Consider the following 26,896-nt stretch of genomic DNA (forward strand, 5'->3'; position numbering starts at 1 on the left):
GGGACGAGATGGCCAAGGTGGTTAAGAAGGCCGCGTCGGACACCGGGCAGGTAGTCCTTTCGATCGACATTGGCGGGTCGCACGTCAAGATCCTGACCAGCGACGGTGGCACCGAGCGCCGGACGGATTCCGGGCCTGACCTGACGCCAGGGCAGATGATCGACAAGGTGAAGAAGCTCGCCGACGGCCTGTCCTACGACGTCATCTCGATGGGCTATCCGGGCCCCGTGCGTCAAAACAAGCCGGTGCTCGATCCCATGAATCTCGGCAAGGGCTGGGCCGCCTTCGATTTCACCGCTGAGTTCGGCAAGCCGGTCAAGGTGGTCAATGACGCGCTGATGCAGGCCCTCGGCAGCTATGAGGGCGGGCGCATGCTGTTCCTCGGCCTCGGAACCGGCCTCGGTGCCGCGATGGTCCTCGACAATGTCGGCCAGCCGATGGAACTCGCCCACCTTCCCTACAGAAAAGGCCAGAGTTTCGAGGACTATGTCGGTGAACGTGGCCTCGTAAAGCGCGGCAAGAAGAAGTGGCGCGGTCATGTCTTCGACGTCGTCAACCGGCTGCGCGCCGCCCTGCAGCCAGACTATGTCGTCATCGGCGGCGGCAATGTCGACAAGCTAGACGAATTGCCCCCCGACTCCAGGCGCGGTGACAACACACGCGCCTTCGAAGGCGGATTTCGTCTGTGGCGCGACAAGGCGCTGATCGTCTGATATTATTACAGCTTAGTATAGTTGTTCAAAATGCCGTGTTATGTCGCGGCGATAGATTGCATTGCGCAGATTTGCCGACTAGGAAGTCAGCCCCACTACATCGCGTCGCGCGCGACGCACGAAGACGACCCACTTTAATTTTGCGCATCATCCTTTTTGAAAACGGCCCCATTTTCGAGGTTATGCGCCATGGATGGAGGAAATAGATTGACCGACGAAAACAGCCACGCCAGCAAGACACTCGACCTTCTCGAGCTGACGGCCCATATCGTATCGGCCTATGTCGAGAAGAATCGCCTGCCTGCGTCCGGCCTTCCCGAGCTGATCGCCAGCGTCAGCGCCTCGATCAGTGGGCTCGGCCAGCCGGTCGCCCCGGTGGCGGCACCGCTGGTCCCGGCCGTCAACCCGAAGAAGTCGGTGACGCCGGATTTCATCATCTGCCTCGAGGACGGCAAGAAATTCAAATCGCTGAAGCGTCATCTCGGCGTGCATTTCGGCCTGACGCCGGACGCCTATCGCGCCAAATGGGGCCTGCCTTCCGACTATCCGATGGTTGCCCCCAACTACGCGGCTTCGCGCTCCGAACTGGCGAAGTCGATCGGCCTCGGCCGCAAGGCCGCCGTGGTCGCCGCCGTCAAAGGCAAGGGCCGAAAGGCCAAAGTCTCGGCCTGAGGCGATTTGGACGCTGAGCCAATTGTTAGGACGACTGGAATAGAAGCCTGCCGGCGAATTCGCCTTGGCAGGCTTCGTGCTTTTGTGGCTTGGATACCCTGGGACAAGACGATCTGGGGGAAGCCATGAATTACACCAGGATGGTGATCGAGAGAGAAGCGCCGGAGGAGTACGGTTACGACCGCATCCGTTACAACCTCTCCGAAAGTTCGATCGCCGATCAGAAACTCTCCGACATCGGCCTCTCGCTGCCTGATCTGACCCTCTTCTATGGCGAGCATCGCGGCGACAAGGAATTGCGCGCGCTGATCGCCGCGCAGGATGCCGGCATCGCGCCCGACGATGTGCTGGTCACGGCCGGTGCGGCCGGCGCGTTGTTCATCATCTCCACCTCGCTGCTCTCCGCCAGCGATCACCTCGTCGTCATCAGGCCCAACTACGCCACCAACATCGAAACGCCGCGGGCGATCGGCTGCGCCATCAGCTTTGTCGACCTCGCCTTCGACGAAGGCTTCGCCATCGACGTCGAGCGCGTCAGGGCCGCGATGCGGCCGAACACGAAGCTGATCAGCGTTACTTGCCCGCACAATCCGACCGGCACCATGATGAGCCGTGCCGAATTGGACGCGCTGGTCGCGCTCGCCGAGACCAGCGGCTGCTATCTGCTGGTCGACGAAACCTATCGCGATCTCTCCTATGGCAGGCGCCTGCCTTTGGCGGCCTCGCTGAGCAAAAAAGCCATCAGCGTCTCGTCGCTGTCGAAAGCCTTCGGCATTCCCGGCATCCGCATCGGCTGGCTGATCACCAGGGATGCGGCCCTTCAGGAGACATTTCTGGCCGCCAAGGAGCAGATCGGCATCTGCGGCAGCGTCATCGACGAAGGCATAGCGCGCGGCATGCTGGAAGGCCGGGACGCTTTCCTGGCAAAGCTGCTGCCCGAAATGGCCAGGCGCCGGGACATCGTCCAGGCCTGGATCGACCGCGAGCCGCTGGTCGACTGGGTGCGGCCCGAAGGCGGTGTCGTCGGTTTCCCGCGCCTCGATGTCGAACCCGGCTTCGACCTCGATCGCTTCTATGTCAGGCTGCTGGAAGATCACGGCACCTATGTCGGGCCCGGCCACTGGTTCGAAATGGAAAAGCGCTTCTTCCGCGTCGGCTTCGGCTGGCCGAGGGAGGCCGAGTTGAAAGGCGGGCTGGACGCGATTTCAGCTGCGCTGCGGCAGTAACTTCCGCGTGCTATCGGTGGTGCGGATCGAAAGTCCCTTGATCCGGATCTGATTTTAAAGCATATCCGCCCCGAACTTTACCAAGTTCCATTGGTCGAACAGCGCCCATTCGGGAAGTGCCCCGCGAGCCGATGCCCACCGCAACGGGGCCTCACTTCATGATACCAGAACAAACCTTGCCGGAGCAGCGCTATGCCGCTTTCCGGCACAGAGCCTTCTTCAGCTACTGGACGGCGCGCTTTCTCACCACTTTCGCGACCATGATCGTTTCGGTGGCCGTCGGCTGGCAGGTCTATGATCTGACGCGCGATCCGTTCGATCTTGGCATTGTCGGCATCGTCCAGTTCCTGCCGTCGCTGCTTCTGGTGCTGGTTACAGGTGTCGTCGCCGACCGTTTCGGCCGCCGGCTCATCATGACCTTGGCGACCTTGGTCGAAGGCGCCTGCGCGCTGGCTCTGCTGTTTTTGACCCTGCGCGGCCTTACAACCCCGCTCCCGATCTTCGCCGTGCTGGTCATGTTCGGCATTGCCCGCGCCTTCTACGGGCCGGCTTCGTCCTCCCTGTTCGCCAATCTCGTGCCGCAGCGCGATTTCGCCAATGCCATCGCCTGGAACTCCTCCGCCTGGCAGACCGCGACGATTGTCGGCCCGGTCGCCGGCGGCTTGCTCTATGGCGTGTCGGCGGAAGTGGCCTATGCGACGGCCGCAGTCCTGATGCTCGCCGCCGCGTTGCTGATCTTCACCATTCCCAAGCCCGCGCAACAGACCGCCACCGACAAGCCGACAATGGAGACGCTGTTTGCCGGCTTCCGCTACATCTGGAGCGAGAAGATCGTGCTTGGCGCCATCTCGCTCGACCTCTTCGCCGTGCTTCTGTCCGGCGCCTCGGCGCTGCTGCCGGTCTATGCGCGTGACATCCTCCAACTTGGCCCCTGGGGCCTCGGCCTGCTGCGTTCGGCGCCTGGGATCGGCGCCATCTGCGTCGCCGTCTGGCTTGCGGGCCATCCGATCCGCGACCGTGCCGGCAAGATCATGCTGAGCTTCGTGGCGGCGTTCGGCGCCTGCACCGTGCTGTTCGGCCTGTCGACGCTCACCTGGCTCTCGATTGTGGCACTTGCCCTGCTCGGAGCCACCGACATGTTCAGTGTCTACATCAGGGAGACGCTGATCCAGCTGTGGACGCCCGACGAGGTGCGCGGCCGCGTCAACGCCGTCAACCAGGTCTTCGTCGGTGCCTCCAACGAGGTCGGCGAATTTCGCGCCGGCACCATGGCGGCGCTGATCGGCACGGTTCCGGCGGTGGTCATCGGCGGCATCGGCGCCGTCGCGGTTGCCGGCCTGTGGGCCTATCTGTTCCCGGCGCTGCGCAAGGTGAGGCACCTCAAAGGACGAAACTGACGGGGCAGCGAATCTATGCTAAGCCGCCGCCGAACCAACCAAAGGACAACACAAGTGAGCGAACCGACCGTGGCCGAAGCGACCGAAAATATCTACGCGTCGCTCAGGGCGGACAATGCCGACATCGACGCCCATATCGCGACGCTCAAGGCAGCGCTGGCGCGAGAGGGGATAAAACAGGCGGTGTTCGATCCTGCCAAATTGGCGCAGAGCAACCGCTCGGGCCGCAAGTTGATGCAGGCTTATTTTCGGCAGCGCGGCGTGAGCGTAACGTTTTCGGACTAGTTTTTAGGCGTCGGCGGTTCAGAGCACCGGCCCGGCACTAACGCGCCACTGGCTCACCAAAAATCGCGCGCAAAAACTCGTCGAGCCAGCGCTTCAAATGCATGTCCCAGATCAGGCGGCCGCCGAGATGGTCGCGGCCGGGCTGCGCACCGGGCAGCTCGAAGCGATGGGCGCCGCGCACCACCCAGCGCTGCATCATCACTCGGGTCAGTTCGCCGTGGAACTGGATGCCCCAGGCATTATCGCCATAGCGGAAGGCCTGGTTGGGATAGGTCTCGTTCGTGGCCAGCAGCGTCGCGTCGCTCGGCAGCGAAAAGCCTTCACGATGGAACTGGTAGACCATCTCTGGCCAGTGCATCAGTTTCTTGCCGGCCTCGGTCGCTTTCAGCGGATACCAGCCGATCTCGACCAGCCCTTCGCCATGGCCCTCGACCTTGCCGCCGAGATGATTGGCCAGCATCTGCGCCCCAAGACAGATGCCGAGCAGTGGCCGGTTCTCCCTGAGTGGAATCTGCAGCCAGTTGGTCTCGCGACGGACGAACTCGTCCTCGTCATTGGCGCTCATCGGACCGCCGAAGACGACCGTGCCGGCGTGGCCATCCAGCGTTTCCGGCAAGGCGTCGCCGAGCGGCGGGCGGCGGATGTCGAGATCGAAGCCCTCTTCGAGCAGCATGTGGCCGACGCGTCCGGGGCTCGAATTCTCCTGATGCAGCACGATCAGGACTTTTGGTTTCGACCTCGTCTGGCGCGGCATGGGACGGCGAAAATCCTATTCGTCCGAGGATGTTCCAGTGGCGCCCGGCGCGTGCGCCGCCGCCTTGCGGCGCGCCTCGACGCGGTCGTGGCGTTCGACGCCGATCAGCTCGGCGACACGCCACACCGTGTTGTCCTCCAGCTCATGCAGCTCGCCATCGGCATAAACGATCTCCCACATCAGGCCGATGAACGCCTTGCGCCCCTCCGCGTCGAGGTGGCGCTTGAGCACGCTGGTGAAGGCGTAGAGGTCGATTGCCTCGTTGTCGGCCCGCTCGCCGGCGGCGGCGAGTGCTTCGAGTTCGGCGCCGCTGATCGAATAGCTTTGCGCCAGCACCGCCTTGAACCGCTCCCATTCGACATCCTGGCGCACGCCGTCGGCATTCATCACGTGATAGAGCAGCGCCGAGGCCGCGACGCGCGGATCGTCCGTGCTGGCATGGCTGCCGGAGCCGGCCGGCAAATCCCTGAGAAACGACAGAACGCGCTCGAACATCAATTCATTCCCAAACGGCCCAACGGCCTGCCCAAAATCAAAACAGCCGGAAACGGCGGGGCGACTTTTCCGCCTCGTCGTCCGGATCGACGCCTGGATCATCCGGCAGCCGCGCCAGTTCTTCCGCCGGCTCGACGGCCTCGGCGTCGGCGGGCACCGCGGCAAAGGCGGCGGCCGTGACCGGGGTGACGTGATCCTCGCGGCTTTCGGCGTCTTTGCCCGTCGCCTCGTCGCCCGGTGCGGCGTGATCGATCACCTCGACCGGCCTTTCCGGCCTGCCCGGCGCCTCGATGGCCACTGCCGGGGCGTCCGGCTCATCGTGGCTGTCGATCAGCTGGCCAAGCCGCTCCATCGGCGCGCGCCATTCGAAGGCGTCGAGCCGGCCGGTGACCGGCGAGACCGGCGCCCAGCGCTCGGAGACGACGCCGTCGGCGACCCAGGCCGGATCGCGCGGGGCTCGCACCGCCTTGGACAGCAGCTGCCGCACCTTGCCCTGATCACCGGTCTCGGCCTCCTCGATGTCGGCGAGCAGCAGATAGGCGCCCTCGCGTCGGTCCATCCGGATCGCGGCCTCTGCCTCGCGGCGGGCGGTTGAAAAATCCTGCGCGTCGAGCGCGGCACGCGCCACCGTCATTGACGATTCAGCGTGGTTCTTCTTCATCTCCTGCAGCTTCTTTGCCCGGTTGAGCCGATCGAGCACGGCGTCACCCGGCCTCGCATGGGTGTAGAGCTCGGCAATCTCGGGATGCGGCTCGGCCTTCCATGCCGCTTCGAGGATCTTCGAACCCTTGCGCACGTCGTTCTGCCTGAACAGCGCCGCGGCGGCGGCAACGGCGGCGGGGGCAAAATCCGGCTGCAATCTGTTGGCCTCGATCGCCGCTGTCCTGGCAGCCGCGGGATCGCTGTCCGCAAGCGACTGCGCCTTGGCAGTCAACAGCACCGCGCGGCGGCGGTTGGCGGCGTCACGCTCGATCTGCCGCGTCGACTTCTGCGCGTCGACCAGTTTCAGCGCGCCATCCCAGTCGCCGCGCGCGGTCATTTCCTCCAGCGTCGATTCGGCCGCCCAGGCCAATTGCGGCGCCACTGCGGCGGCACGGCCGGCATAGTGCCGGGCGGCGTTGCGGTCACCCAGTCGTTCGGCTTCCAGGTAAAGCCCACGCAGGCCAAGCAGCCGCATTTCGGGATCGTCGAGCATGCTCTCGAATTTTTGGCGCGCGCCTTCATGGTCGCCTTCGAGCAGCGATGCCTGTGCCTCGAGCAGATGGATCAGCGGCTCCTGGTCGGAGCGGATCAGCTTGGCCGCTTCCTTGGTCTTCTTGCGGGCCAGCGCCCCGTCGCCGGCGCCGGCGGCGATCATGCCGGTCGACAGCGCCTGATAGCCACGGTCGCGGCGGCGCACGCGAAAATAGCGCGAGATGGTGTAGGGACTGTTCCACAGCGACTTGATGAGCCACCAGACAATCATCACCGCGGCGACGACAGCGACAACGGCAACCGCCGCCACCATGAGGCTCACCTGGTACTGATAACCATTGAAGGTGACGACCATGTCGCCCGGCCGATCGGCCAGCCAGGCAAAGCCCAGCCCGAGCGCGAAGACGACGATGAGGAAGGCGAGCAGGCGGATCATCGTGTTGCCCTCATGTCTTCATCGCGCCAGAGATCAGCGCGTCGACCTGGGTTTCGACCTCGATGCGCGCCTTCAGTTTGCCGGCAAAGTCGGCGCCCGCGGCCTTCGCGGCTTCCGGCAGCGTGTCATATTCGCTGAGTGCCTTGGCATAGTCGCCCTGCGTGACCGCAACCTCCATGCGCGCCACGGTTTCCGGTGCGCCGGGGCCTTCGACGGCACCGATCGGCCGGACCTTGACCAGCGATTCAGCGCTCGACATCAGGTTCTGAAGGAAGCCGGCATTCTGATCGACCGGCGTCGCGGCGGCGACCATGGCATTGGCGGCGGCATCCATCTGCGATGCGATCTCGGTACGGGTCGGCACGCCCTTTTCCGCATAGGGCCGCAAGGTCGCGAGTTCGGGCGCATCAGGCGAAATCGCGGCCAGCGTATCGAGTTCGGCCGAAAACGGCGCGCCGCGATCGAGCGCCGCCTTCAGCGCCGAGGCAGCGATGGCGAGTGCGATCTTTGGCTGCGACGCCTGCGCATCGACCTTGCCGGAAAGCTGCGACACCGACTGCTCCAGCGCGGAGAGACGGCCTTCCTGTGCCTTCGCCGCCTCGCCCGTCGACTTCACCAGCGCATCGAGACCCGCCAGCTTTTCGTTGAGCGGTCCGAGATCGACAGGCGCCGCGCTGCCGGCTTTGCCGAGGGCCGCCACCGTGGTTTCGATCTGTTTGACTTTGTCGCCCACTGCGGCAAGCCCGGCATTGTCGCCCGCGCCACCCTGTTCGACCGCCGATTTCAGCGCCGCGACATCGCTCTTGACCTGATTCAGCGCCGACGACAGGCCGTCGACCTTGGCCGATGCACCGCCGCTGCCGCCGGCTTCCCTCATATCCGCGATTTCGCTTTTCAACGAGGCGATCTCGCCATTGACGCCGTCGAGCGAGACACCGGGAGCGGCACCCGGCGCACCGAGCAGGCCGGCAAATTGCAGGCCACCGGCGCCGACCAGGGCGATGACACCACCGATGATACCGGCGGCGATGCCGTTGAGGCCGCCCCGCTTCGGCTGCGTGGCCATCGGTTCGCTCCTTGCGTCGGTTTTACCGGAAGCCACCTTGGTCTCGGCGGTTTTGGCGGTTGCATCCTCGAAATTGTAGTCGGAAGCCTTGGCGCGGTTGGGGGGTGTATCCGAACCGGGATAAAGCATTTCCGGCTCAGTGGATTTGGCCTCGGCTTGCGGTGGCGCGTGGGTGCCAGGCTGCCCGGCGGCTGCATCGCCATGCTCCCAAGGTTCGAGATCCGCCTGATCGGCATGTACCGGCTCGTCCGGCGGCTCTGGCCGCGAGGCGTTCGCCGCTTCCTCGGCCTTCGCCTCATCGGTCTGGGCGGTATTCTTGGCGACATCCTCGTCGACGATGCGTGAGACGGCGCCCGGATCGAGATCGATGGTCACCGGCTCGCGGCGGCCTTTCGAGTGTCGCATCTTCGGCGTCTTGACCATGCAGGGGCTCCGCAAATTCGCTTCGTCTCAACGCCTGGCGGCGCGTGATGGTTCAGAAAGGGTCTAGCACATCACCAAGCGGTGAAAAGGGGCGGTGTGATGACGCGGGTCAGGGCCGTGCCCGCAAAAGTGCCAGCAGCGCCTCCTCGTCGGGCCGCGCGGCAACGTGCATTGCTTTGCCGGTGCCGTCGCCGAAAGCGGCGGCAATGCGCGCGGAAAGAGCAAAAAAACGGGTCTTTTCAAAGGCCTGCTGCAAGGTAAGTCGCCTGGCCAGTGTCTGCATTTCGGCAGCGGCCATGGCCGAATAGAGCAGCACCGCATCGACGGATTGACCGGATATCAGAGGAAGGATCGCTTCGTCCGAATAGCTCACCGCAAGCGTGTCATAAGTCTCGACGGCATGGACCTGGGCGTGAGCTGCTTCCAGCTTCTGCTCGAAGGCGGGAAATCGCACGCGCCCGCAGAGATAGACGATTGTTTTGCCGGAAAACGCGATTGCCATGCCGTCGGCCAGCGCCTCGGCATCGCCGGGCCCCTCGTTGACCGAGAGAAAGCCGGCTTTGCGCGCGGCCTCCGCGGTCCTCCTGCCGACAGCATGACAAGGCAGATTGGACAGCACCGCAATCAGATCTCTGGGGGCGTGGCGCACCGCATTAGCGCTGGTGATGGCGACGACTGCCACGTCTTCCGGAATCGCCTTGGCATCGACCGGCAACGCCATCGTCTCCGTCAAGGGCAGAAGAAGAGGCTCAAAACCCATCTCCTCCAGCTTTCGCGCGGTGCGCGACGCACCCGGCTCCGGTCTGGTGACCAGCACGCGGAGCATCTTCAGAGCCAGCCGTGGAAGAACTTTTCGCCGGCCTTGGCACGCGCCGTCCGCGCCGCTTCATCACCGATGCGGGCGGCGTCCTGTGCCGGCCCTTGTAGCTCGACCGCGTGCGACTGCGTGCCGTCGGGCGAGATGATCAGCCCGGCGAAAGAGAGCTTTCCGGCCTCGATCGCGGCATAGCCGGCAATAGGCGTGCGGCAGGAGCCATCGAGCGCCGCCAGGAAAGCGCGCTCGCAGGCGAGTGCCTGCCCGGTCGCCACATCGTGGATCGCCACCAGCATCTTCTCGACATCGCGGTCGCCGATCCGTGTCTCGATGCCGATCGCACCCTGGCCTGGTGCCGGCGGGAAGCTGTCCAGCGGCATCAAATCGGTGGCAACATCTTCCAGGCCCAGCCGCTTCAGGCCGGCATAGGCAAGGATGGTGCCGCTCGCGACCCCTTCGTCCAGCTTGCGCAGCCGCGTCTGCACATTGCCGCGGAACATCACCACGTCGAGGTCCGGCCGCATGCGGCGGATCAACGCCTGCCGCCGCAGCGACGAGGAGCCGACTTTCGCCCCTTGCGGCAGTTCCGCGATCGTCTTCGCCGCCCTGCCCACAAAGGCATCGCGCGCATCCTCGCGCGGCAGGAAGGCGGAGAGTTCCAGGCCGGGCGGCAATTGCGTCGGCATGTCCTTCGACGAATGCACGGCGATGTCGATCGCGCCGGCGAGCAGGGCTTCCTCGATTTCCTTGGTGAACAGGCCTTTGCCGCCAGCCTCCGACAGCGGCCGGTCCTGGATGCGGTCGCCGCTGGTCGAGATGACGACAACCTCGAACGCCTCCGCCGGCATGCGGTGCGCGGCCATCAGCCGCGCCTGTGTTTCATGCGCCTGCGCCAATGCCAGCGGGCTGCCGCGTGTTCCGATTTTCAAGATTGTTTGCATGGCGCGCGGTCCGTGATAACCCCCGGCTGGCTTTGCGTTTCCGGGCACTCTCCTAACGAGGAACGCCCTGACATACAATCTCTGGAGAGAGCGACGAATTGATCCGCGTTCTGGGCATTGAGACGAGTTGCGATGAGACCGCCGCCAGCGTCGTGGCGCTGGAGGGCGATGCCGCGCCGAAAATCCTGTCCAACATCGTGCTCTCCCAGATCGAGGAACATGCCGCCTTCGGCGGCGTCGTGCCGGAGATCGCCGCGCGCGCCCACGTCGAGGCACTGGACGGCATTATCGAGGCCGCACTCGCCGATGCGGGCATGGCGCTGGCCGAGCTCGATGCGATCGCCGCGACCGCCGGACCAGGCCTCGTCGGCGGACTGATCGTCGGGTTGATGACGGCCAAGGCGATCGCCGCGGCGGCCGGCAAGCCGCTGATCGCCGTCAATCACCTCGAAGGCCACGCCTTGACGGCGCGGCTGACCGACGGGCTCGAATTCCCTTATCTCTTGCTGCTGGTCTCCGGCGGCCATACGCAGATTTTGGCCGTGCGCGGCGTTGGCGACTACCAGCGCTGGGCCACCACCATCGATGACGCGCTCGGCGAAGCCTTCGACAAGACCGCCAAAATGCTCGGCCTGCCCTATCCCGGCGGTCCCAATGTCGAGAAGGCAGCGCTGTCAGGCAATGCATCGCGTTTTGCCTTCCCACGGCCGATGAAAGGCTCGGCACAGCCCGATTTCTCCTTCTCCGGCCTGAAGACCGCGGTGCGCCAGGCGGCGACCGCGATCGAGCCCTTGAGCGACCAGGATGTCGCCGACATCTGCGCCTCGTTCCAGGCGGCCGTCGCCGATGCGCTCGCCGACCGTGTTTCTCGCTCGCTGGAACGCTTTCGCGAAACATTCCCTGGCACCAAAAACCCGGCGCTGGTCGTCGCCGGCGGCGTCGCCGCCAACCGCACGGTCAAGACAACGCTGGAGCGGCTTTGCACCGACGCCGGTTTCAGCTTCGTCGCGCCACCCCTGAAGCTTTGCACCGACAACGCGGCGATGATCGCCTGGGCCGGTATCGAACGTCTGCGAGAAGGCATGGCGCAGGAGAACGGCTTCGATTTCGTGCCGCGCTCGCGCTGGCCGCTGGACAGCGTCTCGGCGCCAATGGTCGGCTCCGGCCGTCGCGGAGCCAAAGCATGACCGATCGAGCCACGAACAGCGAGGGTCCGGACAAAAGCGGCTGGCATGTCGCCGTGCTCGGCGGCGGCGCCTGGGGCACGGCGCTGGCGCTGGCCATGCTGCGCGCCGGCCATACGGTGCGGCTGTTCGCGCGTGACCCTGAAACCGTGGCTGCGATCGGCCGGGGCGAGAACCCACGCTATCTCCCGGGCATCGCCATCGCGCCCGGCATCAAGGCGACGAGCGACATGGAGGCAGCCCTCACTGGGGCCGATTGCGTGCTGACGGTGACGCCGGCTCAGGCGTTGCGGGCCACGCTGGCCGCCGCCAGGGATCATATGCCGGCCGGCATTCCGCTCGTGCTCTGCGCCAAGGGCATCGAGCGCGACACCGGCGCCTTGCTGTCGGCAATCGCTGCGGAAATCTTGCCGCCAAACCCGGTCGCAGCGCTGTCAGGGCCGAGCTTTGCCAGCGATGTCGCCCGCGGCCTGCCGACGGCGGTGGTGGTGGCCGCCGGCGACGAGGCGCTTGCCGCCAACCTTGCCGCCCGATTTTCGGCTGAAAACCTGCGCTGCTATTCGAGCGACGACTTGATCGGCGTCGAGATCGGCGGCGCCTTGAAGAACGTCTTCGCCATCGCCGCCGGCGCTGTCACCGGGGCCGGGCTCGGCGCCAGCGCACAGGCGGCCATGGTGACGCGCGGCTTTGTCGAACTGCGCCGCATCGGTGCCGCCTTCGGCGCCAGGCCCGAGACCCTGATGGGGCTTTCCGGGCTTGGCGACCTGCTGCTTACCTGCTCGTCGGCGCAGTCGCGCAATTTCGCCTATGGGCTGGCGCTCGGACAGGGCAAGGCACTTTCCGGATTGCCGCTGGCCGAGGGCGTGCCGACCGCGGCGATCGCCGCCCGCATCGCCGCCGAGCGCGAAATCGATGCGCCGATCATCGCCGCGGTCGCCGCCATACTGGATGGCACCATCACCATCGGGCAGGCCGTGACGGCGCTGATGACCCGGCCGCTGAAGACCGAAACCAACGATTGATCCCACACTCTGATCCAACCACCCAGGAGAAAGACCATGCTGTTTGCTCTGATCTGCAAGGACAAGCCCGGAGGCCTGCAGGTGCGCCTCGACACGCGGCCCGAGCATGTCGCCTTTCTCGAAGGGCTGAACGGCGACAAGAAATTGGCCTTTGCCGGTCCGTTCCTCGACGCCGACGGCAAGCCCAATGGCAGCCTCGTGGTGGTCGAGGCCCCCGATCTGCCCAGCGCGCAGGCTCTGTCGGCCGCCGACCCCTACGCCAAGGCCGGCCTGTTCGAAAGCGTCGAAATCCGCCAGTGGAACTGGACGTTCAACAAGCCGGCGGCTAGTTAATTCGCGGCGCCCGCGACTGGGCCGCAAGGAGGAGAGAAAATGAACTACTGGCTGTTCAAATCCGAACCCTCGGTTTTCTCCTTCGAGGCGTTGAAGGCCAAGGGCAAGGCCGGCACCCAATGGGACGGCGTGCGCAACTACGCCGCCCGCAACAACATGAAGGCCATGCAGGTCGGCGATCTCGGCTTCTTCTACCATTCCAACGACGGCCTGAACGTGGTCGGCATTGCCGAGGTCTGCGCGCTGGCCCATCCCGACACCACGTCGGATGATCCGCGCTGGGAGTGTGTCGACATCCGCGCCGTCAGGGACATGCCGAACCCGCCGACGCTGGAAGAAGTCAAAGCCAATCCGAAACTGGCCGAGATGGCGCTGGTGCGGCTCGGACGGCTTTCCGTGCAGCCGGTGACCCCGGCCGAATGGAAGGAAGTCTGCCGCATGGGCGGCCTGATGCCTGCGCCGTGACGGCACTTACACCCGATAGCGCCAAGCAATTCATTCTCGACAACACGGCGCTGATGGCGCCGCCGCATGTGCCAGAAATTCGCCTTCACCTCGCCGACGAAGCGCATGATCTCTGGCAGCGAACAGAGGACGAACTTGTCGAGATCGGCCTGCCGCCGCCCTTTTGGGCGTTTGCCTGGGCGGGCGGCCAGGGCCTCGCCCGCTATGTCATCGACAATCCCGATATGGTCCGAGGCAAGCGCGTGCTCGATTTCGCTTCGGGCTCCGGACTCGTCGCCATCGCCGCCGTCAAGGCGGGCGCTGCCGAGGTAACCGCCGCCGACATCGACCCGTTCTGCGCCACCGCGATCCGCCTCAACAGCGAGGCCAACGGCGTCGGCATCGCGTTCCTCGGCACGGACTGTGTGGGCACCGATGCGGGCTGGGACGTGGTCCTGGCAGGCGACGTCTTCTACGACAAACCCTTCGCCGACCGGCTGATGCCGTGGTTTTCGACGCTCAAACGGCGTGGCGCCGACATTCTGGTCGGCGATCCCGGCCGGTCCTATCTGCCGCGATCGGGGCTGGAGCCGCTTGCCGTCTATCAGGTGCCGGTGACAAGGGCGCTGGAGGATGCCGAAGTCAAACGCACCACGGTATGGCGACTGCTTGACGCCATCGCCGAACAGGCGTTTCCATAAAACCGCACAGGAGGGGAACGCATGGATTTTTCAGCGGTGAATTGGCTGGCGGTGATCGCCGCCGCCGTCGTGGCCTGGCTGTTCGGCGCCGCCTGGTACATGGCGTTGAGCAAGCCCTGGCTGAAGGCCGCCAGGCTCGATCCGGCGACGATGAAGAAATCGCCTCTGCCCTTCGTCATCTCCTTCATCGCCGAACTGCTGATGGCCTACATCATGGCCCTGGTCGTCGGCGCGATGACGGGTGGTGAGCCGACCTGGCTGGCCGGACTGATCTTCGGTTTCGTGCTTTGGCTGGGTTTTGTCGCCACGACGCTGTCGGTCAACCATCGCTACGAGAATTTCGGCTGGGACCTGACTGTCATTGACGGAGGTCACTGGCTTGGCGTGCTGTTGATCATCGGCGCGGTGATCGGCTGGTTCGGCGCCGCTGCAAGCTGACGGTGCGTTGACGATGGCGGATAAGTCCGGATTTCCCCGCGACCTGGTGTTCACCAGGATCTGTCACGTCAAGCAGGGCTACGACGACCGGCGCCGGCACATCGTGCGCGAGTTCGACCGGCGCGGCGTGCCGGTCACCTTCTACACCGACTGGGACAGGGCGGATATCACCCCGGAAATCCGTGCTGAATTGGTCGCTCCCGATTTTGTCCACCCGGCGCAGGTCTCGCTGGCGCTGAAGCATGTCGGCATCTGGCGCGACTTCCTCGAAACCGACCTGCCCTATTGCCTGGTCTTCGAGGATGACGTCTTCCTCGCGCGCGACTTCGTCGCCAAATTCCGGCAAGGGCTGGCCGAACTCGGCAGCCCGATGCGCAAGGCCGTCATCTATTTCGGCAACGGCAGCAACTACTACACGCCGAGCTGGAAATTGCGCAGGGGCCAGAGGCTCTACCCGGCACTGCATGCCAGGTGCGCGGATTCCTATCTCATCACCCGTTCGGTCGCCGAAGCCCGTTGTGCCTGGATCGATCAACACAAGATCTACACCGTGATCGACCACCAGATCGAACAGATGGACGAAAAGCTGGGCGTTGAGATGCTGTGGTTCGAGCGGCCAATCGTCGAGCAAGGCAGCGAAAACGGTGCGTTCCAGACTTCCGTCGCCGGCAAGATGCAGCCGCTGCTCTACAAGAAGCTGAAATGGAACGTGAAGAAATACCGACGCATGATCTTCGGCCACAACGCCCGGTCCTGAGGGACTACACCTTGTCCGCTGTCCGCGTCCTGGAAACTTCCTCTAGGATCCATTCGCGGAAGGCGACAATGCGGGGATCGTCGGCCATGGCCTGGGGATAAACCAGGAAATAAGCGTATTCCGGCGCAACCCTGATGCTGAGCTCAAAGGGCCGCACCAGCCGGCCCTCGGACAGGTCGTTTGCCACCATGGCGAAATCGGCGAGCGCGACGGCATTGCCGTCGAGCGCTGCCTGCACCGCATCCGTCGATGTGCCGAAGACCACGGTGCGGCTGTCGTCGAAATCGTTGATGCCGGCCGCCGCCATCCACATGCGCCAGTTCGGCCATGTCACGCCCTGGCGGGCCCATTCGATATGGGCAAGCGTGTGGTTGAACAGGTCGCGCGGCTCGCGCAGGGGCGGCCCCGATGTCAGGAGGCCCGGACTGCACACCGGAATGATGATGTTGTCGAACAGGCGGTGTGCGCTGAGCCCCGGATATTTGCCGGCGCCGAAGCGGATGCCGACATCGACGTCGTCGAGATCGAAATCGCGCAAGCCATAGGCGATGTCGAACCTGAGTTCGATGCCCGGCCGCTGCTGGCGGAAATTCTCGACGCGCCGCATCAGCCATTTCGCCGCGAACTGCGCATCCAGCGTCACCTTCAGGAATTCGGTGCCGCGCGCCATCTTGCGCGCCCGCATCACGGCGCGGCCAAGCAGGTCGAGCGTGTCGGTCGCCGCCTCGTAAAGCACCGTGCCCGCCTCCGTCAGCCGGATGGTGCGGCTGGTGCGGGTGAACAGCACGATGCCGAGCTGATCCTCGATTTCCTTGATCTGGTGGCTGACGGCGGCAGGCGTCAGGCCGAGCTCGTCGGCGGCGCGGGTGAAATTGAGGTGCCGGGCCGCCGCCTCCAGCGTCCTGAGCGCCCGCGTTCCCGGCAAGAGCGCTGCCATCAGCGTGCGGCCTGATCGAAGCGGCTCATGGAGCCTTAATCCTCAAATAAAACTTGATGATCAGACAAGAACTACTCGTTTCCCGTTGGTTTTTCAATACGGCATGATTGCAGCATCAAAGACACCATCAAACCGGATTTGATCTCCGGGGAATACGGATCACCTCATGTCTCACATCGCTCTTCGCCCTGCATACATCGCCCGGCCAGACTGGCTGTCGGCTGCCCGTACCTGGCTGCGGCAGGCCAGGGTCGCCGTCAACCTTCCTCACCAGAACGTCGAGGACCTCTCCGATCGCCAGTTGCGCGATATCGGGGCCGGCCGCAGGGACATCGCCCGGGCCATGGACCGCGAGACAGGCCGGTTGGGCCTTCTCGACATCGGCTGGCAGCGGAACAGGAAGGGATAAGCGAGCAGGGGAGTAGGATGATGCAGCTTGAGCGTGTCTGCTGCCGCTGAAGACTTCCCTATTCCCTATCCCCCTATCTCACCACCCTTACCACTGTCCGGTCCGACAGCAGCGGCAAAAGCCGCGCCATCGTGCGCGCGGTCACCGCCACGCAACCTTCCGTCGGCGTGAAGCCGGGACGCGCCAGATGGAAGAAGATGGCGCTGCCGCGCCCGCGCCGGCGCGGCGCGATGTTCCAGTCGAGCACCAGGCAGGCGTCATAGAGCCGGTCGTCGCGCCGCATGCGTTCGTGGCTGGCGCCGTAGGGAATCTTGACCGGCCTGTTATAGTTGCGGTCGTCAGGCACTTCGCACCAGCCGAGGTCCGGCCCGATCGGCGCCATCGCCAGCCGCGTTCTGCGCCCGGCGGCAAACTGATCTCCCCGGAAATAGCCCGCCAGTATGCGCATCGAAGCGAGCGGCGTGGCGCCGTCGCCTTCGCGTTTGCCGGCCGAGATGCCGCCACGCCCCAGCGCGCACGCAAACACCGTTTTGCCGGCCTGCAGCAGGCCCTGGCTTGGATGGCCGGGGCGAGCCCGCACGGTCAGCACGCGCAGCCCTTTTGCCAAAATTGCGCCGGCTGCATTGCGATCGCGTTTTTTCTTGTATGATCGTGCCACGGAACAAATCACTGTGATCGGCTATTGTGCCGGCCAGCTTCCGCATAAATACGCAGCGGTCAACTGAATTCACTTTTCAAAACAACGGATTGATCCATGACCTCACGTACCATCCTGATCGTCGATGACGATGACGACCTGCGCGGCACACTGGTCGAGCAACTGTCCCTCTACGAGGAATTCGATGTGCTGCAGGAAGCGACTGCGGCAAAAGGCGTCACCGCTGCGCGCGGCGGGCTCATCGACCTGCTCATCATGGATGTCGGTCTGCCCGACATGGACGGCCGGGAGGCGGTGAAGATCCTGCGCAAGGGCGGCTACAAGGCGCCCATCATCATGCTGACCGGCCACGATACCGATTCGGACACGATTCTGGGTCTCGAGGCCGGCGCCAACGACTATGTGACCAAGCCGTTCCGCTTCGCGGTGCTGCTTGCCCGTATCCGGGCGCAACTGCGCCAGCATGAGCAGAGCGAGGACGCGACCTTCTCGGTCGGCCCCTACACCTTCAAGCCCAGCCAGAAACTGCTCATCGATCAGCGCGGCGGCAAGGTGCGGCTGACGGAAAAGGAAGCCTCGATCATCAAGTATCTCTATCGCGCCGACCAGAAGGTGGTGACCCGCGACGTGCTGCTGGAGGAAGTGTGGGGATACAATTCCGGCGTCACCACGCATACTCTGGAAACCCATGTCTACCGTCTGCGCCAGAAGATCGAGCGTGATCCTTCCAATGCTGAAATTCTTGTGACAGAAAGCGGCGGCTACAAGCTGGTTCCTTAAACATTTCACCATTCAAATGAGCGGTTCGGGCGGGGCCGCTTTCGGGTACGATCCTGTTGGAGGGGGATTCTGGGACCGTACCGCAGAGGAGGGATTGGACTGACCGTTCGGGGACACAGCTAGATGGCGCTGGATGACGACATCCGCATCCTGTCCGCCGTGAGGCTTTTCGAGGGCTTCACGCAGGAACAGTTGCGCCTGCTCGCCTTCGGTGCCGAGACCACTTTGGTGCAGGCCGACCACAAGCTTTATCGCGAGGACGATGTGGCCGACTCGGCTTATGTCGTGGTCAGCGGGCGTATCGTGCTCTATCGCGAGCAGGATGGCGAGCGCATCCCGATCGGCAAGGTCGGCCCAGGCACGATGCTCAGCGAGCTGGCGCTGATCGCCGATACCAACCGGCTGACCAGCGCCTCGGCCGAAATCGACTCGGAAGTGATAAGGCTGAGCCGCAAGATGTTCCGGCGCATCCTGGAGGAATACCCGGAATTGGCGGTGAAGCTGCATCAGCGCATCTCCGAGGAATTCCACGACATGATCCGCCGCATCGAGGAATTGGCGCCACGATTTTCGGGTTGACCTGGCATTTGACGCCGCAGGTGTCGAGATTCAGGTCAGGCCGAGGCGAAAACGGCGGACTCCGAGAAGCGTACTAAAGTACGTGAGCACAGTTCTACTGCGACGTAGTAGAACTGGGAAGCGCAGGAAGCCGCCGTTTGCAGGCCGGCTTCACCTGAATATCATAAACTTAATCCAGGGCGAACCGGGCAATCACTGGCACATGGTCCGACGGCCGGTCCCAGCCACGGGCGGCTCTAAGGATCTCATAGCCGGCAAAACTGGGCAGCAGGTTTGGCGACGACCAGACATGGTCGAGCCGCCGGCCGCGATTGGACGCCTCCCAATCCTGCGCGCGATAACTCCACCAGGTATAGAGCTTCTGTTCCGGTGGCACGTTGTGCCGCATCAGGTCGACCCAGCCGCCGGCGCGCCGCATCGCCTCGAAGTTTTCGGCCTCGACCGGCGTGTGGCTGACCACGTTGAGCAGTTGCTTGTGCGACCAGACATCATGCTCCAGCGGCGCGATATTGAGGTCCCCGACCAGCACCGACGCCGATACCTCGCCATGCTCGGCCCGGATGGCGTTCATCTCGGCGACGAAATCGAGCTTGTGCCTGAACTTCCTGTTGATCTCGGGATCCGGCTCGTCGCCACCTGCGGGCACGTAGAAATTGTGCACCAGGATGGTCTTGCCGCCGGCCTGTACCGTCACCGACAGGTGCCGGCTGTCCTCGATGTCGCAAAAGCGGCGCTTTTCGACCACCTCGATCGGCCGCCGCGCCACCGTCGCCACGCCGTGATAGCCCTTCTGGCCATGAAATGCGATGTAGGGATAGCCGACCTTGCGAAAGGCTTTTTCGGGAAAGAGCTCGTCCGGGACCTTGGTTTCCTGCAGGCAGAGCACATCGGGCGCGTACTCATCGAGCAGGCGTTCGACGATCGGCATGCGCAGGCGCACGGAGTTGATGTTCCAGGTGGCGATCGAAAAGGGCATGCGGAGGGTCCGGCAAGAGATCGCCATTCTACTGCCAGCCGCGCGCCGCAAAAACAAGCCAGCCCGCTCCGCTAACGGGCCTGGCTATATCGGCGGGCCTACCGCGTCTTGGTGTTCAGCTCGCGATTGGCCGTATAGTCGATGGCGAACGTGTCGGGCGCGAAGCTGACGCCTTCCTTGGTGTTGAAGATCATCACCGTCGTGTCCTTGCCTTGCGCGTCGGTGATCGTCCACTGCCGCAGATCATAGGTTTTCGGGTCGAACATCATGGTGATCCGCGCATTGCCGAAAACCGACTTGTCGGAAAGCTGGATGGTAGTGAGGTCGTCTTCTTCCTTGACGCTCTTGACGCGGTTGCCGGAGAGGTCGATACGGTCGTCGAGCAGCAGTTTCAGCGGCGTCTTCGACAGCGGATAAAGGTCCGACGTGTTCAGTTTCTTGTTGAGTATGGCAACCGATCTGCCGTCGGAAATCACCCGGAAATTCGAAGACCCGTCATAGTTGAAGCGGATCTTGCCCGGCCGTTCCAGGAAGAATTTTCCGCCGGTCTGCTCGCCCTTGGGGCCGAACTGGACGAATTCGCCGCTCATCGATTTGACCGCCGAGAAATGGTCGGCGATCTTCTGTGCCGCCGCGGGCACAGCCGCCTGCGCTGAGGCCAGCAACTCGAATCCGGGCACCACGTTAAGTGCGGCGGCACCCGCTAAGACCAGGCCGAGGCCAACCAACTGGCGGCGTGTCGGGGCAAAATCGCTGAGCGCTGAAAGATCGTTTTTCATATCGGTCACTCTCGTCCGGTTCCTGATTTGGCCGCTGTCGTGAACCCCCAGTTGGGCTGAAGTTTGGCGAGCCGATCGCTGCTCAGTCGGTGAACGCGCCAGAAGGTTCAAAGTTGCCGCGGACTCTGCACTGTCAGAACTTGTCGTCTTCTGTCGGCACCAGGATTTCGCGTTTTCCGGCATGGTTGGCCGGGCCGACAATGCCTTCCTTTTCCATCTTCTCGATAATCGAGGCGGCTCTGTTATAGCCGATGCCCAGACGCCGCTGGATGTAGCTGGTCGAGGCCTTGCCGTCGCGCAGCACCACCGAAACCGCCTGATCATAAGGATCGTCGGAATCCTCGAAATTGCCACCGCCACCGCCGCCCGAACCGGCCTTGCCGGACGGCTCGTCGGCGTCCTCGCCGTCGTCCTCGGTGATGGCGTCGAGATATTCCGGCACGCCCTGCAGCTTCAGGTGCCCGACGATCTTCTCGACCTCGTCATCGGAGACGAACGGCCCGTGCACGCGCTGGATGCGGCCGCCGCCGGCCATGTAGAGCATGTCGCCCATGCCGAGCAGCTGCTCGGCGCCCTGCTCGCCCAGAATGGTGCGGCTGTCGATCTTGGACGTCACCTGGAAGGAGATGCGGGTCGGGAAGTTGGCCTTGATGGTGCCGGTGATGACGTCGACCGACGGACGTTGCGTGGCCATGATGACGTGGATGCCGGCCGCGCGCGCCATCTGCGCCAGGCGCTGCACCGCGCCTTCGATGTCCTTGCCGGCGACCATCATCAGGTCGGCCATTTCGTCGATGATGACGACGATATAGGGCATCGGCTCGAGATCGAGATTCTCGGTCTCGTAGATCGCCTCGCCTGTCTGGCGGTCGAAGCCGGTCTGCACAGTGCGCGAGATCTTTTCGCCCTTCTTCTCGGCCTGCTGCACGCGTGCGTTGAAGCCGTCGATGTTGCGCACGCCGACCTTGGACATCTTGCGGTAGCGGTCCTCCATCTCGCGCACGGTCCATTTCAGCGCCACCACCGCCTTCTTCGGGTCGGTGACCACGGGCGTCAGCAGGTGCGGAATGCCGTCATAGACGGAGAGTTCGAGCATTTTCGGATCGATCATGATCAGCCGGCACTCCTGCGGGGTGAGGCGGTAGAGCAGCGACAGGATCATGGTGTTGATGGCGACCGACTTGCCCGAACCGGTGGTGCCGGCGACCAGCACGTGCGGCATCTTGGCGATGTCGACGATGACGGCTTCGCCATTGATGGTCTTGCCCAGCGCCAGCGCCAGCTTGGCCTTGGTCGTCTCGAAGTCGCGGCTGGCCATGATCTCGCGGAGGTAAACCGTTTCGCGCTTGGCGTTGGGCAGTTCGATGCCGATGGCGTTGCGGCCCGGCACCACGGCGACGCGGCAGGCGATCGCGCTCATCGAACGGGCGATGTCGTCGGAAAGGCCGATGACGCGCGACGACTTGATGCCCGGTGCGGGTTCGAGTTCGTAAAGGGTGACGACCGGACCCGGGCGAACGGCAATGATCTCGCCCTTGACGCCGAAATCCTCCAGCACGCCTTCGAGCAGGCGCGCGTTCTGTTCCAGCGCGTCCTTGGAAAGACTTGGGTCGCGCGCGACATTCTTCGGTTCGGACAGGAAATGCAGCGACGGCATTTCGAACGTGTCGGAGCCGATCAGCGAGGTTTGCGCCTCGCGCTGGACGCGGGCGCCCGGCACGGGTCGCGCCGCCGGCGCCTCCACCCGGGTGGCGGCATCGGAACGGAACTGCTGGACCTTGGCCGTGGGAGCACGCCGCTGCGCGACGGACTCGTCATCGAAATCCATATCCGCGTCGTCGCGGCTGAAGACATCGTCGTCGTCCGGGTCGACGGAGACGCTGCGGTCGTTGACCATGGCGGCGAAGAATTCCGGTTCGACACGGGCGCGGCCGTCATGGCTCATGCGCTGCTCGGCGTACTCGGCCGACTCGACGCGTTCGGCGGCGCGGCGCCAGGCGCTGGCGCGCGGCTCCATCTCCGGTTCGAACTCGTCGCGCTCCTGCCTGCGGCGCACCGCGCGGCGATGCATCCACGCGCGGAAAGAAAGCCACCAATGGGTGATTGCGCCGAGCGCCAGTATACCCTCGTCGCCGTCGTCCTCGTCATTGTCGAACAGAAGCTCGTCCTCGCGCGGATCCGCGGCGGCCGGTTCTTCCATCACGGCGAAGCCGTTCTTGCGCCCGAGCAGCGCCGCGCCATGGGCGAACAGCCAGAGCGCGGGCGCAGCCAGCACTAAGGCGAGCACGCTGGCCACCAGCCCGGTTGGATAGCCGCCGATGAGGACACCGGGGATCTTTAGCACCATGTCGCCGAAGACGCCGCCGAGGCCGGTGGGCAGCGGCCAGGTCTTGGGCGGAACGATGCAGCCGGCGATGGCGGCGGCGAGCAGCGCGAAACCGAACCAGAACAGCCCGCGCCTGGGCAGCCGGTCGACGCCGCGCGCCGAAAACAGGAGGTATCCCCAGATCACTGCCGGAACCAGCGCGGCGACCGCGGCAAGGCCGAAGAACTGCATGGCGAGGTCGGAGAACACCGCGCCGGCATAGCCCATGGCGTTGGTGACGATGTTGGCGGTGGCATGCGAGAAGCTTGGATCGGCGACGTTCCAGGTTGCGAGGCTGGCGACGGCGAAGGCCGTGAACGCGAACAGGCCGGTGCCGACCAGACGGCCGACCTGGCGCCGCGCGAATGCCTGGATGCCGTGCCCCGTATCGGTCAGCGCGAGCGGTGCTGAAGCCCCTGAACGCATGCTCTTCCCCGTCAGTGATTGCCTGGCCGCAGCGCATGACGCACTCCGGCAGATTCGGATGCCAGATTAGGCGTGGGAAGGTTAAGGGCGCATTAACTATAAGACCGTGGGGGCCGTCCTTTTGGCACCGACATCTACCAGTGACCGCACCATAAGAAAAATGGCGGGCGCCCTGGCCCGCCATCCATTCGTTGGGCTGGGCAGCGTGCTACTTGCTGGCGCCGCCGAGCATCTTCACATTGGCGCAGAACTCGGCGTGCGGCTTGCTCATCGCCGCGTCCTGGCATTCCTTCATCATGGCGTCCTGCTTCTCCTTCGGCATGGCCATGAAAGCTGCCTTGAATTCCTCCATCGGCTTCATGGTTTTCATGCTGGAATCGGTGAAGAACGGCGCCATGTTGTCGGGCTCGTCCAGTGCGCCGGCAAATGCAAAGCCACCGACCATGGAAAGTGCGAGTGCCCCCAGGCAGATATTCTTGAGGTTCATGAGAAAATTCCTTCCCGGTTTCAAAAAACACGAGCGTCAGAACGACGATCGCCTCCTGAGTTCGGAGACAGAGTGGTCGATGTTTCCTTGGAAAGCTTCTTCACGCGGACGTGATTGCGCGGACTTGGACGAAGCGAGAACGAATTTGCAAAAAAAGAGGCCCGGAGCGATCCGGGCCTCAAGGCGTGACCTCCTTGCGGGAGCATCACGACGGGATCCTTTCAAAGCAATTCCAGCAGAAGGGATTCGCGGTTTTCCCTCCGGAATTGCGCGGCAAACATGGGGCCGGCGGGAGGAGGGTTCCGCCGGCCCGTTGGCAAGGATGCCTTACGGCACCACTTCGCCATGCTGGGAGATGTCGAGGCCTTCGACTTCTTCCTGGGTCGTCGGACGCAGGCCGACCAGCGCCTTGACGACGTAGAGGATGACGAAGGTGGCAACCGCCGTCCAGACAATGGTGACGGCGACACCGTAGATCTGCTTGCCGAGAGAAGCGCCCGACGAGAGGCTGTTGATCGCCGGGTCAGCAAGCACGCCGGTCAGCAGGGCGCCGACCACGCCGCCGACGCCATGCACGCCGAAGGCATCGAGCGAGTCGTCATAGCCGAACATGTGCTTCACCTTGACCGCCGAGAGGTAGCAGACGACGCCGGCGACGATGCCGACGATGAAGGCGCCGGTCGGGTTGACGAAACCGGAAGCCGGCGTCACCGCGACGAGGCCCGCGACGGCGCCCGAGATGATGCCGAGCACGGAAGGCTTCTTGGCGATGATCCATTCGGCGAACATCCAGGCCAGTGCCGCGGCGGCGGTGGCAACCTGGGTGTTGAGCATGGCGGCACCGGCAAGGCCGTCGGCCGCCAGTTCCGAACCGGCGTTGAAGCCGAACCAGCCGACCCACAGCAGCGATGCGCCGATGACCGAATAGACGAGGTTGTGCGGCGCCATGTTGGTGGTGCCATAGCCTTCGCGCTTGCCGAGAACCAGTGCACAGACGAGGCCCGCGACACCGGCATTGATGTGAACGACCGTGCCGCCGGCGAAGTCGAGCACGCCAGCCGTACCGAGGAAGCCGCCACCCCAGACCCAATGCGCGATCGGCACATAGACGATCAGCAGCCACAGTGCCATGAAGATCAGCAGTGCCGAGAACTTGAAGCGTTCGGCGAAGGCGCCGGCAATCAGCGCCGGCGTGATGATGGCGAAGGTCATCTGAAACATCGAGAAGACGAATTCAGGGATGTTGGCCACACCCGGCAGCCACAGGCTGGCGGTGGTGATGCCGTGGTGGAAGAATTTCGAGGTGCCTCCGAGATAGGCATTCATGCCGCCGCCGTCGGAAAAGGCCAGCGAATAGCCGAACATGAACCATAGCACCGTCACCAGGCAGGTGATGGCGAAGCTCTGCATGACGGTGGCGAGCACGTTCTTCTTGCGCACCATGCCGCCGTAGAACAGCGCCAGGCCCGGGATGGTCATCATCAGCACCAGCGCCGTGGAGGTCAGCATCCAGGCGGTGTTGCCGGTATCGAGCACCGGGGCAGGTGCCGCGGCAGCGGCAGCGGGTGCGGCTTCCTGCGCGAAGGCGGCGACGCTGCCCAGCGCTGCGAGAGCGAGCGTGCCCAGAAGGGCCGCCCGTCCCGTCGTCTTCAAGGTGGAAGGAATATTCATTGAACTCTCCATTGGAATACGTGTTCGCCGCTCAGAGCGCGTCGCTGTCTGTTTCGCCGGTGCGGATGCGCACCGCCTGGTCGATGCCGAAAACGAAGATCTTGCCGTCGCCGATCTGGCCGGTCTTGGCCGCGGCGGTGATGGCTTCGACGGCCTTGTCGACCATGTCGGCCGCGACCGCGACCTCGATCTTGATCTTCGGCAGGAAAGAGACCGCGTATTCCGCCCCCCGATAGATTTCCGTATGCCCCTTCTGACGCCCGTAGCCTTTGACTTCGGTGACGGTCAGGCCCTGGATGCCGACGGCGGTAAGCGCTTCGCGTACCTCGTCCAGCTTGAACGGCTTGATGATTGCCATCACGATTTTCATAGGTTCACCCTTTGCTGTTGCGGTGCCCCGCGTTTGCACGACTTCACCGATCCCAAAGAGCCGGAGAGTGCCCCCAAGGATTCAAGCTCCGTGCCAAGTGCCGAAGCAGGGCGTTAAACTATTGGAAACAAAGGGAATGGAGCGCCCGCCGCCAATTGCTGTATGCATGTGCGGCACGCCGCGTGCTCAAAATTTAAGCAATTTTGTGAAATTGCCTAATTTGCCGGCTTTGAGCATGATCAGGAAAAATGGAATCGGCTTTCGCAAAGAATCTTGCTCAAACAAGACTCGCGAATGCTCAACGCTTGAGCCGGATCAACCCTTCCTGTGCCATCGAGGCGATCAGCGTGCCGTCACGGGCATAGAGCGTGCCGCGGCTGAAACCGCGCGATCCCGAACTCGAGGGGCTGTCCTGCGCATAAAGCAGCCAGCCGTCGAGCGAATGCGGCCGATGGAACCACATCGAATGGTCGAGGCTGGCGGCCTGGATGTCGGGATCGAACAGGCCGCGCCCATGGGCGAAGGTCGAGGTGTCGAGCAGCGTCATGTCGGAGAGGTAGGCGAGCAGCACCGACTGCAGCCCGCGGTCGTCGGGAACCGGCCCGGCAAGGCGGATCCAGACGTTCTGCCGGGGCGGCAGCTTGTCGCGGCTTTCATAGTGCTGGAGGTTGACCGGCCGCAACTCCAGCGGCCGCTCGCGCGCCCAGAAACGGCGAACCGCCTCCGGTACCCGGTCGGCCGTTTCGAGCAGCTGGCGCTGCGTCTTCAGCCCTTCCGGCGGCGGCACGTCGTCAGGTAGCGCGAACTGGTGCTCGAGCCCCTTCTCGTCGACCTGGAACGAGGCTTCCAGCGAAAAGATCGCCTGTCCGTGCTGGATTGCCAGCACCCTCCGCGTGGTGAAGGAACCGCCGTCGCGGATGCGATCGACCTCGTAGATGATCGGCACCTTGATGTCGCCCGGGCGCATGAAATAGCCATGCAGCGAATGCACGAAACGTTCGGGCTCCACCGTTCGCTGCGCCGCCACCAGCGCCTGCGCGATGGTCTGGCCGCCGAACACGCGCTGCCACTCCACCTGGGGGCTGCGACCACGATACAGATTGTGTTCCAGCTTCTCGAGGTCGAGAATGCGCAGAAGCTCGTCGATCGCCGCCGTCATGTTTT

30 protein-coding genes are annotated in these 26,896 nt (G+C 64.1%); 15 read left to right on the top strand and 15 right to left on the bottom strand.

Annotated elements, in window-relative coordinates; translation table 11 throughout:
- The first annotated feature begins 8 nt into the window (after positions 1-8).
- The 5 genes from LB524_RS20185 to LB524_RS20205 all read left to right on the top strand — a co-directional run bounded on the left by LB524_RS20185 (position 9) and on the right by LB524_RS20205 (position 4,293).
- Positions 9-713: an ROK family protein gene (locus LB524_RS20185; RefSeq protein WP_224529601.1), complete on the top strand. Its 705-nt coding sequence runs from the start codon at positions 9-11 to the stop codon at positions 711-713.
- 189 nt (positions 714-902) lie between these two features.
- The gene (locus tag LB524_RS20190) at positions 903-1,385 is read left to right on the top strand and encodes a MucR family transcriptional regulator (protein ID WP_015315076.1); all 483 of its coding nucleotides are present in this window, start codon (positions 903-905) and stop codon (positions 1,383-1,385) included.
- 125 nt (positions 1,386-1,510) lie between these two features.
- Positions 1,511-2,611 (top strand): aminotransferase class I/II-fold pyridoxal phosphate-dependent enzyme, encoded by a 1,101-nt coding sequence (locus tag LB524_RS20195; RefSeq protein ID WP_224529602.1) that lies wholly within the window; start codon positions 1,511-1,513, stop codon positions 2,609-2,611.
- 158 nt (positions 2,612-2,769) lie between these two features.
- Positions 2,770-4,008 (top strand): MFS transporter, encoded by a 1,239-nt coding sequence (locus tag LB524_RS20200; RefSeq protein ID WP_224529604.1) that lies wholly within the window; start codon positions 2,770-2,772, stop codon positions 4,006-4,008.
- 15 nt (positions 4,009-4,023) lie between these two features.
- Positions 4,024-4,293 (top strand): hypothetical protein, encoded by a 270-nt coding sequence (locus LB524_RS20205; protein ID WP_051041236.1) that lies wholly within the window; start codon positions 4,024-4,026, stop codon positions 4,291-4,293.
- Positions 4,294-4,330: 37 nt separating this feature from the next.
- On the opposite strand, the gene LB524_RS20210 is transcribed toward LB524_RS20205, so the two are convergent.
- The 6 genes from LB524_RS20210 to hemC all read right to left on the bottom strand — a co-directional run bounded on the left by LB524_RS20210 (position 4,331) and on the right by hemC (position 10,416).
- Positions 4,331-5,047 (bottom strand): glutamine amidotransferase, encoded by a 717-nt coding sequence (locus LB524_RS20210; protein WP_140719786.1) that lies wholly within the window; start codon positions 5,045-5,047, stop codon positions 4,331-4,333.
- A gap of 15 nt (positions 5,048-5,062) precedes the next feature.
- Entirely contained in the window at positions 5,063-5,542 is a 480-nt protein-coding gene (locus LB524_RS20215; protein ID WP_015315071.1) for a TerB family tellurite resistance protein, read from the bottom strand.
- A 37-nt stretch (positions 5,543-5,579) separates the two neighbouring features.
- Positions 5,580-7,172 (bottom strand): heme biosynthesis protein HemY, encoded by a 1,593-nt coding sequence (locus LB524_RS20220; protein ID WP_224529606.1) that lies wholly within the window; start codon positions 7,170-7,172, stop codon positions 5,580-5,582.
- Positions 7,173-7,182: 10 nt separating this feature from the next.
- Positions 7,183-8,661, bottom strand: coding sequence for a COG4223 family protein (locus LB524_RS20225; RefSeq protein WP_224529608.1), 1,479 nt, complete (start codon positions 8,659-8,661; stop codon positions 7,183-7,185).
- A 109-nt stretch (positions 8,662-8,770) separates the two neighbouring features.
- Positions 8,771-9,487, bottom strand: coding sequence for a uroporphyrinogen-III synthase (locus LB524_RS20230; RefSeq protein WP_015315068.1), 717 nt, complete (start codon positions 9,485-9,487; stop codon positions 8,771-8,773).
- Between the two features lie 2 nt (positions 9,488-9,489).
- Positions 9,490-10,416, bottom strand: a complete 927-nt coding sequence (hemC, locus tag LB524_RS20235; protein ID WP_224529610.1) for a hydroxymethylbilane synthase — start codon at positions 10,414-10,416, stop codon at positions 9,490-9,492.
- Positions 10,417-10,517: 101 nt separating this feature from the next.
- Here hemC and tsaD point away from each other — a divergent pair, with 101 nt between their 5' ends.
- Genes tsaD through LB524_RS20270 form a run of 7 tightly spaced genes read left to right on the top strand, consistent with a single transcriptional unit; the run spans position 10,518 to position 15,295 of the window.
- Positions 10,518-11,603, top strand: coding sequence for a tRNA (adenosine(37)-N6)-threonylcarbamoyltransferase complex transferase subunit TsaD (gene tsaD, locus LB524_RS20240; RefSeq protein ID WP_224529798.1), 1,086 nt, complete (start codon positions 10,518-10,520; stop codon positions 11,601-11,603).
- The gene (locus LB524_RS20245) at positions 11,600-12,622 is read left to right on the top strand and encodes an NAD(P)H-dependent glycerol-3-phosphate dehydrogenase (RefSeq protein WP_224529612.1); all 1,023 of its coding nucleotides are present in this window, start codon (positions 11,600-11,602) and stop codon (positions 12,620-12,622) included. The genes tsaD and LB524_RS20245 overlap by 4 nt, the downstream gene beginning before the upstream one ends.
- A 36-nt stretch (positions 12,623-12,658) precedes the next feature.
- Positions 12,659-12,955 carry a YciI-like protein gene (locus LB524_RS20250; RefSeq protein WP_140874593.1) on the top strand — a complete coding sequence of 99 codons (297 nt, stop codon included), beginning with the start codon at positions 12,659-12,661 and terminating at the stop codon, positions 12,953-12,955.
- A 39-nt stretch (positions 12,956-12,994) separates the two neighbouring features.
- Positions 12,995-13,420 (top strand): EVE domain-containing protein, encoded by a 426-nt coding sequence (locus tag LB524_RS20255; RefSeq protein WP_015315063.1) that lies wholly within the window; start codon positions 12,995-12,997, stop codon positions 13,418-13,420.
- Positions 13,375-14,100, top strand: a complete 726-nt coding sequence (locus LB524_RS20260) for a class I SAM-dependent methyltransferase (RefSeq protein ID WP_174361965.1) — start codon at positions 13,375-13,377, stop codon at positions 14,098-14,100. The genes LB524_RS20255 and LB524_RS20260 overlap by 46 nt, the downstream gene beginning before the upstream one ends.
- Positions 14,101-14,121: 21 nt before the next feature.
- Positions 14,122-14,538: a DUF1761 domain-containing protein gene (locus tag LB524_RS20265; RefSeq protein WP_015315061.1), complete on the top strand. Its 417-nt coding sequence runs from the start codon at positions 14,122-14,124 to the stop codon at positions 14,536-14,538.
- Positions 14,539-14,551: 13 nt separating this feature from the next.
- The gene (locus LB524_RS20270; protein WP_015315060.1) at positions 14,552-15,295 is read left to right on the top strand and encodes a glycosyltransferase family 25 protein; all 744 of its coding nucleotides are present in this window, start codon (positions 14,552-14,554) and stop codon (positions 15,293-15,295) included.
- A 4-nt stretch (positions 15,296-15,299) separates the two neighbouring features.
- Here the strand turns inward: LB524_RS20270 and gcvA are convergent, their stop codons facing one another.
- A complete protein-coding gene (gene gcvA / locus LB524_RS20275) occupies positions 15,300-16,232 on the bottom strand; it encodes a transcriptional regulator GcvA (RefSeq protein WP_015315059.1) in 933 nt (310 codons plus the stop codon).
- A gap of 166 nt (positions 16,233-16,398) precedes the next feature.
- Here gcvA and LB524_RS20280 point away from each other — a divergent pair, with 166 nt between their 5' ends.
- Positions 16,399-16,641, top strand: coding sequence for a hypothetical protein (locus LB524_RS20280; protein WP_140618370.1), 243 nt, complete (start codon positions 16,399-16,401; stop codon positions 16,639-16,641).
- 73 nt (positions 16,642-16,714) lie between these two features.
- Here LB524_RS20280 and LB524_RS20285 read toward each other — a convergent pair whose 3' ends face one another.
- Entirely contained in the window at positions 16,715-17,251 is a 537-nt protein-coding gene (locus LB524_RS20285) for a L,D-transpeptidase (protein ID WP_181173971.1), read from the bottom strand.
- A 144-nt stretch (positions 17,252-17,395) separates the two neighbouring features.
- Here LB524_RS20285 and LB524_RS20290 point away from each other — a divergent pair, with 144 nt between their 5' ends.
- Positions 17,396-18,079, top strand: a complete 684-nt coding sequence (locus LB524_RS20290; RefSeq protein ID WP_015315056.1) for a response regulator transcription factor — start codon at positions 17,396-17,398, stop codon at positions 18,077-18,079.
- A 123-nt stretch (positions 18,080-18,202) separates the two neighbouring features.
- Positions 18,203-18,658, top strand: coding sequence for a Crp/Fnr family transcriptional regulator (locus LB524_RS20295; protein WP_015315055.1), 456 nt, complete (start codon positions 18,203-18,205; stop codon positions 18,656-18,658).
- Positions 18,659-18,827: 169 nt separating this feature from the next.
- Here LB524_RS20295 and LB524_RS20300 read toward each other — a convergent pair whose 3' ends face one another.
- From LB524_RS20300 to tesB, 7 genes are all read right to left on the bottom strand, one after another.
- The gene (locus LB524_RS20300; protein ID WP_140660470.1) at positions 18,828-19,634 is read right to left on the bottom strand and encodes an exodeoxyribonuclease III; all 807 of its coding nucleotides are present in this window, start codon (positions 19,632-19,634) and stop codon (positions 18,828-18,830) included.
- A gap of 98 nt (positions 19,635-19,732) precedes the next feature.
- Positions 19,733-20,413, bottom strand: coding sequence for an outer-membrane lipoprotein carrier protein LolA (locus LB524_RS20305; protein WP_140618433.1), 681 nt, complete (start codon positions 20,411-20,413; stop codon positions 19,733-19,735).
- Positions 20,414-20,546: 133 nt separating this feature from the next.
- Positions 20,547-23,204, bottom strand: coding sequence for a DNA translocase FtsK (locus tag LB524_RS20310; protein ID WP_224529613.1), 2,658 nt, complete (start codon positions 23,202-23,204; stop codon positions 20,547-20,549).
- A 208-nt stretch (positions 23,205-23,412) separates the two neighbouring features.
- A complete protein-coding gene (locus LB524_RS20315; protein WP_140822797.1) occupies positions 23,413-23,691 on the bottom strand; it encodes a hypothetical protein in 279 nt (92 codons plus the stop codon).
- A gap of 327 nt (positions 23,692-24,018) precedes the next feature.
- Positions 24,019-25,362, bottom strand: coding sequence for an ammonium transporter (locus LB524_RS20320; protein ID WP_411909927.1), 1,344 nt, complete (start codon positions 25,360-25,362; stop codon positions 24,019-24,021).
- A gap of 31 nt (positions 25,363-25,393) precedes the next feature.
- Entirely contained in the window at positions 25,394-25,732 is a 339-nt protein-coding gene (locus LB524_RS20325) for a P-II family nitrogen regulator (RefSeq protein WP_015315049.1), read from the bottom strand.
- Positions 25,733-26,030: 298 nt separating this feature from the next.
- Positions 26,031-26,891 carry an acyl-CoA thioesterase II gene (gene tesB / locus LB524_RS20330; protein WP_140791392.1) on the bottom strand — a complete coding sequence of 287 codons (861 nt, stop codon included), beginning with the start codon at positions 26,889-26,891 and terminating at the stop codon, positions 26,031-26,033.
- Between the last annotated feature and the right edge of the window lie 5 nt (positions 26,892-26,896).

Source organism: Mesorhizobium sp. ESP6-5 (assembly GCF_020164695.1).
GTDB classification, from domain to species: Bacteria; Pseudomonadota; Alphaproteobacteria; order Rhizobiales; family Rhizobiaceae; genus Mesorhizobium; species Mesorhizobium australicum.

Bases quoted from the DNA above. Each gene is read 5' to 3' on its own strand.
- LB524_RS20185 (WP_224529601.1), top strand. From the start codon at position 9: ATGGCCAAGGTGGTTAAGAAGGCCGCGTCGGACACCGGGCAGGTAGTC.
- LB524_RS20190 (WP_015315076.1), top strand. From the start codon at position 903: ATGGATGGAGGAAATAGATTGACCGACGAAAACAGCCACGCCAGCAAG.
- LB524_RS20195 (WP_224529602.1), top strand. From the start codon at position 1,511: ATGAATTACACCAGGATGGTGATCGAGAGAGAAGCGCCGGAGGAGTAC.
- LB524_RS20200 (WP_224529604.1), top strand. From the start codon at position 2,770: ATGATACCAGAACAAACCTTGCCGGAGCAGCGCTATGCCGCTTTCCGG.
- LB524_RS20205 (WP_051041236.1), top strand. From the start codon at position 4,024: ATGCTAAGCCGCCGCCGAACCAACCAAAGGACAACACAAGTGAGCGAA.
- LB524_RS20210 (WP_140719786.1), bottom strand. From the start codon at position 5,047: ATGCCGCGCCAGACGAGGTCGAAACCAAAAGTCCTGATCGTGCTGCAT.
- LB524_RS20215 (WP_015315071.1), bottom strand. From the start codon at position 5,542: ATGTTCGAGCGCGTTCTGTCGTTTCTCAGGGATTTGCCGGCCGGCTCC.
- LB524_RS20220 (WP_224529606.1), bottom strand. From the start codon at position 7,172: ATGATCCGCCTGCTCGCCTTCCTCATCGTCGTCTTCGCGCTCGGGCTG.
- LB524_RS20225 (WP_224529608.1), bottom strand. From the start codon at position 8,661: ATGGTCAAGACGCCGAAGATGCGACACTCGAAAGGCCGCCGCGAGCCG.
- LB524_RS20230 (WP_015315068.1), bottom strand. From the start codon at position 9,487: ATGCTCCGCGTGCTGGTCACCAGACCGGAGCCGGGTGCGTCGCGCACC.
- hemC (WP_224529610.1), bottom strand. From the start codon at position 10,416: ATGCAAACAATCTTGAAAATCGGAACACGCGGCAGCCCGCTGGCATTG.
- LB524_RS20245 (WP_224529612.1), top strand. From the start codon at position 11,600: ATGACCGATCGAGCCACGAACAGCGAGGGTCCGGACAAAAGCGGCTGG.
- LB524_RS20250 (WP_140874593.1), top strand. From the start codon at position 12,659: ATGCTGTTTGCTCTGATCTGCAAGGACAAGCCCGGAGGCCTGCAGGTG.
- LB524_RS20255 (WP_015315063.1), top strand. From the start codon at position 12,995: ATGAACTACTGGCTGTTCAAATCCGAACCCTCGGTTTTCTCCTTCGAG.
- LB524_RS20260 (WP_174361965.1), top strand. From the start codon at position 13,375: ATGGAAGGAAGTCTGCCGCATGGGCGGCCTGATGCCTGCGCCGTGACG.
- LB524_RS20265 (WP_015315061.1), top strand. From the start codon at position 14,122: ATGGATTTTTCAGCGGTGAATTGGCTGGCGGTGATCGCCGCCGCCGTC.
- LB524_RS20270 (WP_015315060.1), top strand. From the start codon at position 14,552: ATGGCGGATAAGTCCGGATTTCCCCGCGACCTGGTGTTCACCAGGATC.
- gcvA (WP_015315059.1), bottom strand. From the start codon at position 16,232: ATGGCAGCGCTCTTGCCGGGAACGCGGGCGCTCAGGACGCTGGAGGCG.
- LB524_RS20280 (WP_140618370.1), top strand. From the start codon at position 16,399: ATGTCTCACATCGCTCTTCGCCCTGCATACATCGCCCGGCCAGACTGG.
- LB524_RS20290 (WP_015315056.1), top strand. From the start codon at position 17,396: ATGACCTCACGTACCATCCTGATCGTCGATGACGATGACGACCTGCGC.
- LB524_RS20295 (WP_015315055.1), top strand. From the start codon at position 18,203: ATGGCGCTGGATGACGACATCCGCATCCTGTCCGCCGTGAGGCTTTTC.
- LB524_RS20300 (WP_140660470.1), bottom strand. From the start codon at position 19,634: ATGCCCTTTTCGATCGCCACCTGGAACATCAACTCCGTGCGCCTGCGC.
- LB524_RS20305 (WP_140618433.1), bottom strand. From the start codon at position 20,413: ATGAAAAACGATCTTTCAGCGCTCAGCGATTTTGCCCCGACACGCCGC.
- LB524_RS20310 (WP_224529613.1), bottom strand. From the start codon at position 23,204: ATGCGTTCAGGGGCTTCAGCACCGCTCGCGCTGACCGATACGGGGCAC.
- LB524_RS20315 (WP_140822797.1), bottom strand. From the start codon at position 23,691: ATGAACCTCAAGAATATCTGCCTGGGGGCACTCGCACTTTCCATGGTC.
- LB524_RS20320 (WP_411909927.1), bottom strand. From the start codon at position 25,362: ATGAATATTCCTTCCACCTTGAAGACGACGGGACGGGCGGCCCTTCTG.
- LB524_RS20325 (WP_015315049.1), bottom strand. From the start codon at position 25,732: ATGAAAATCGTGATGGCAATCATCAAGCCGTTCAAGCTGGACGAGGTA.
- tesB (WP_140791392.1), bottom strand. From the start codon at position 26,891: ATGACGGCGGCGATCGACGAGCTTCTGCGCATTCTCGACCTCGAGAAG.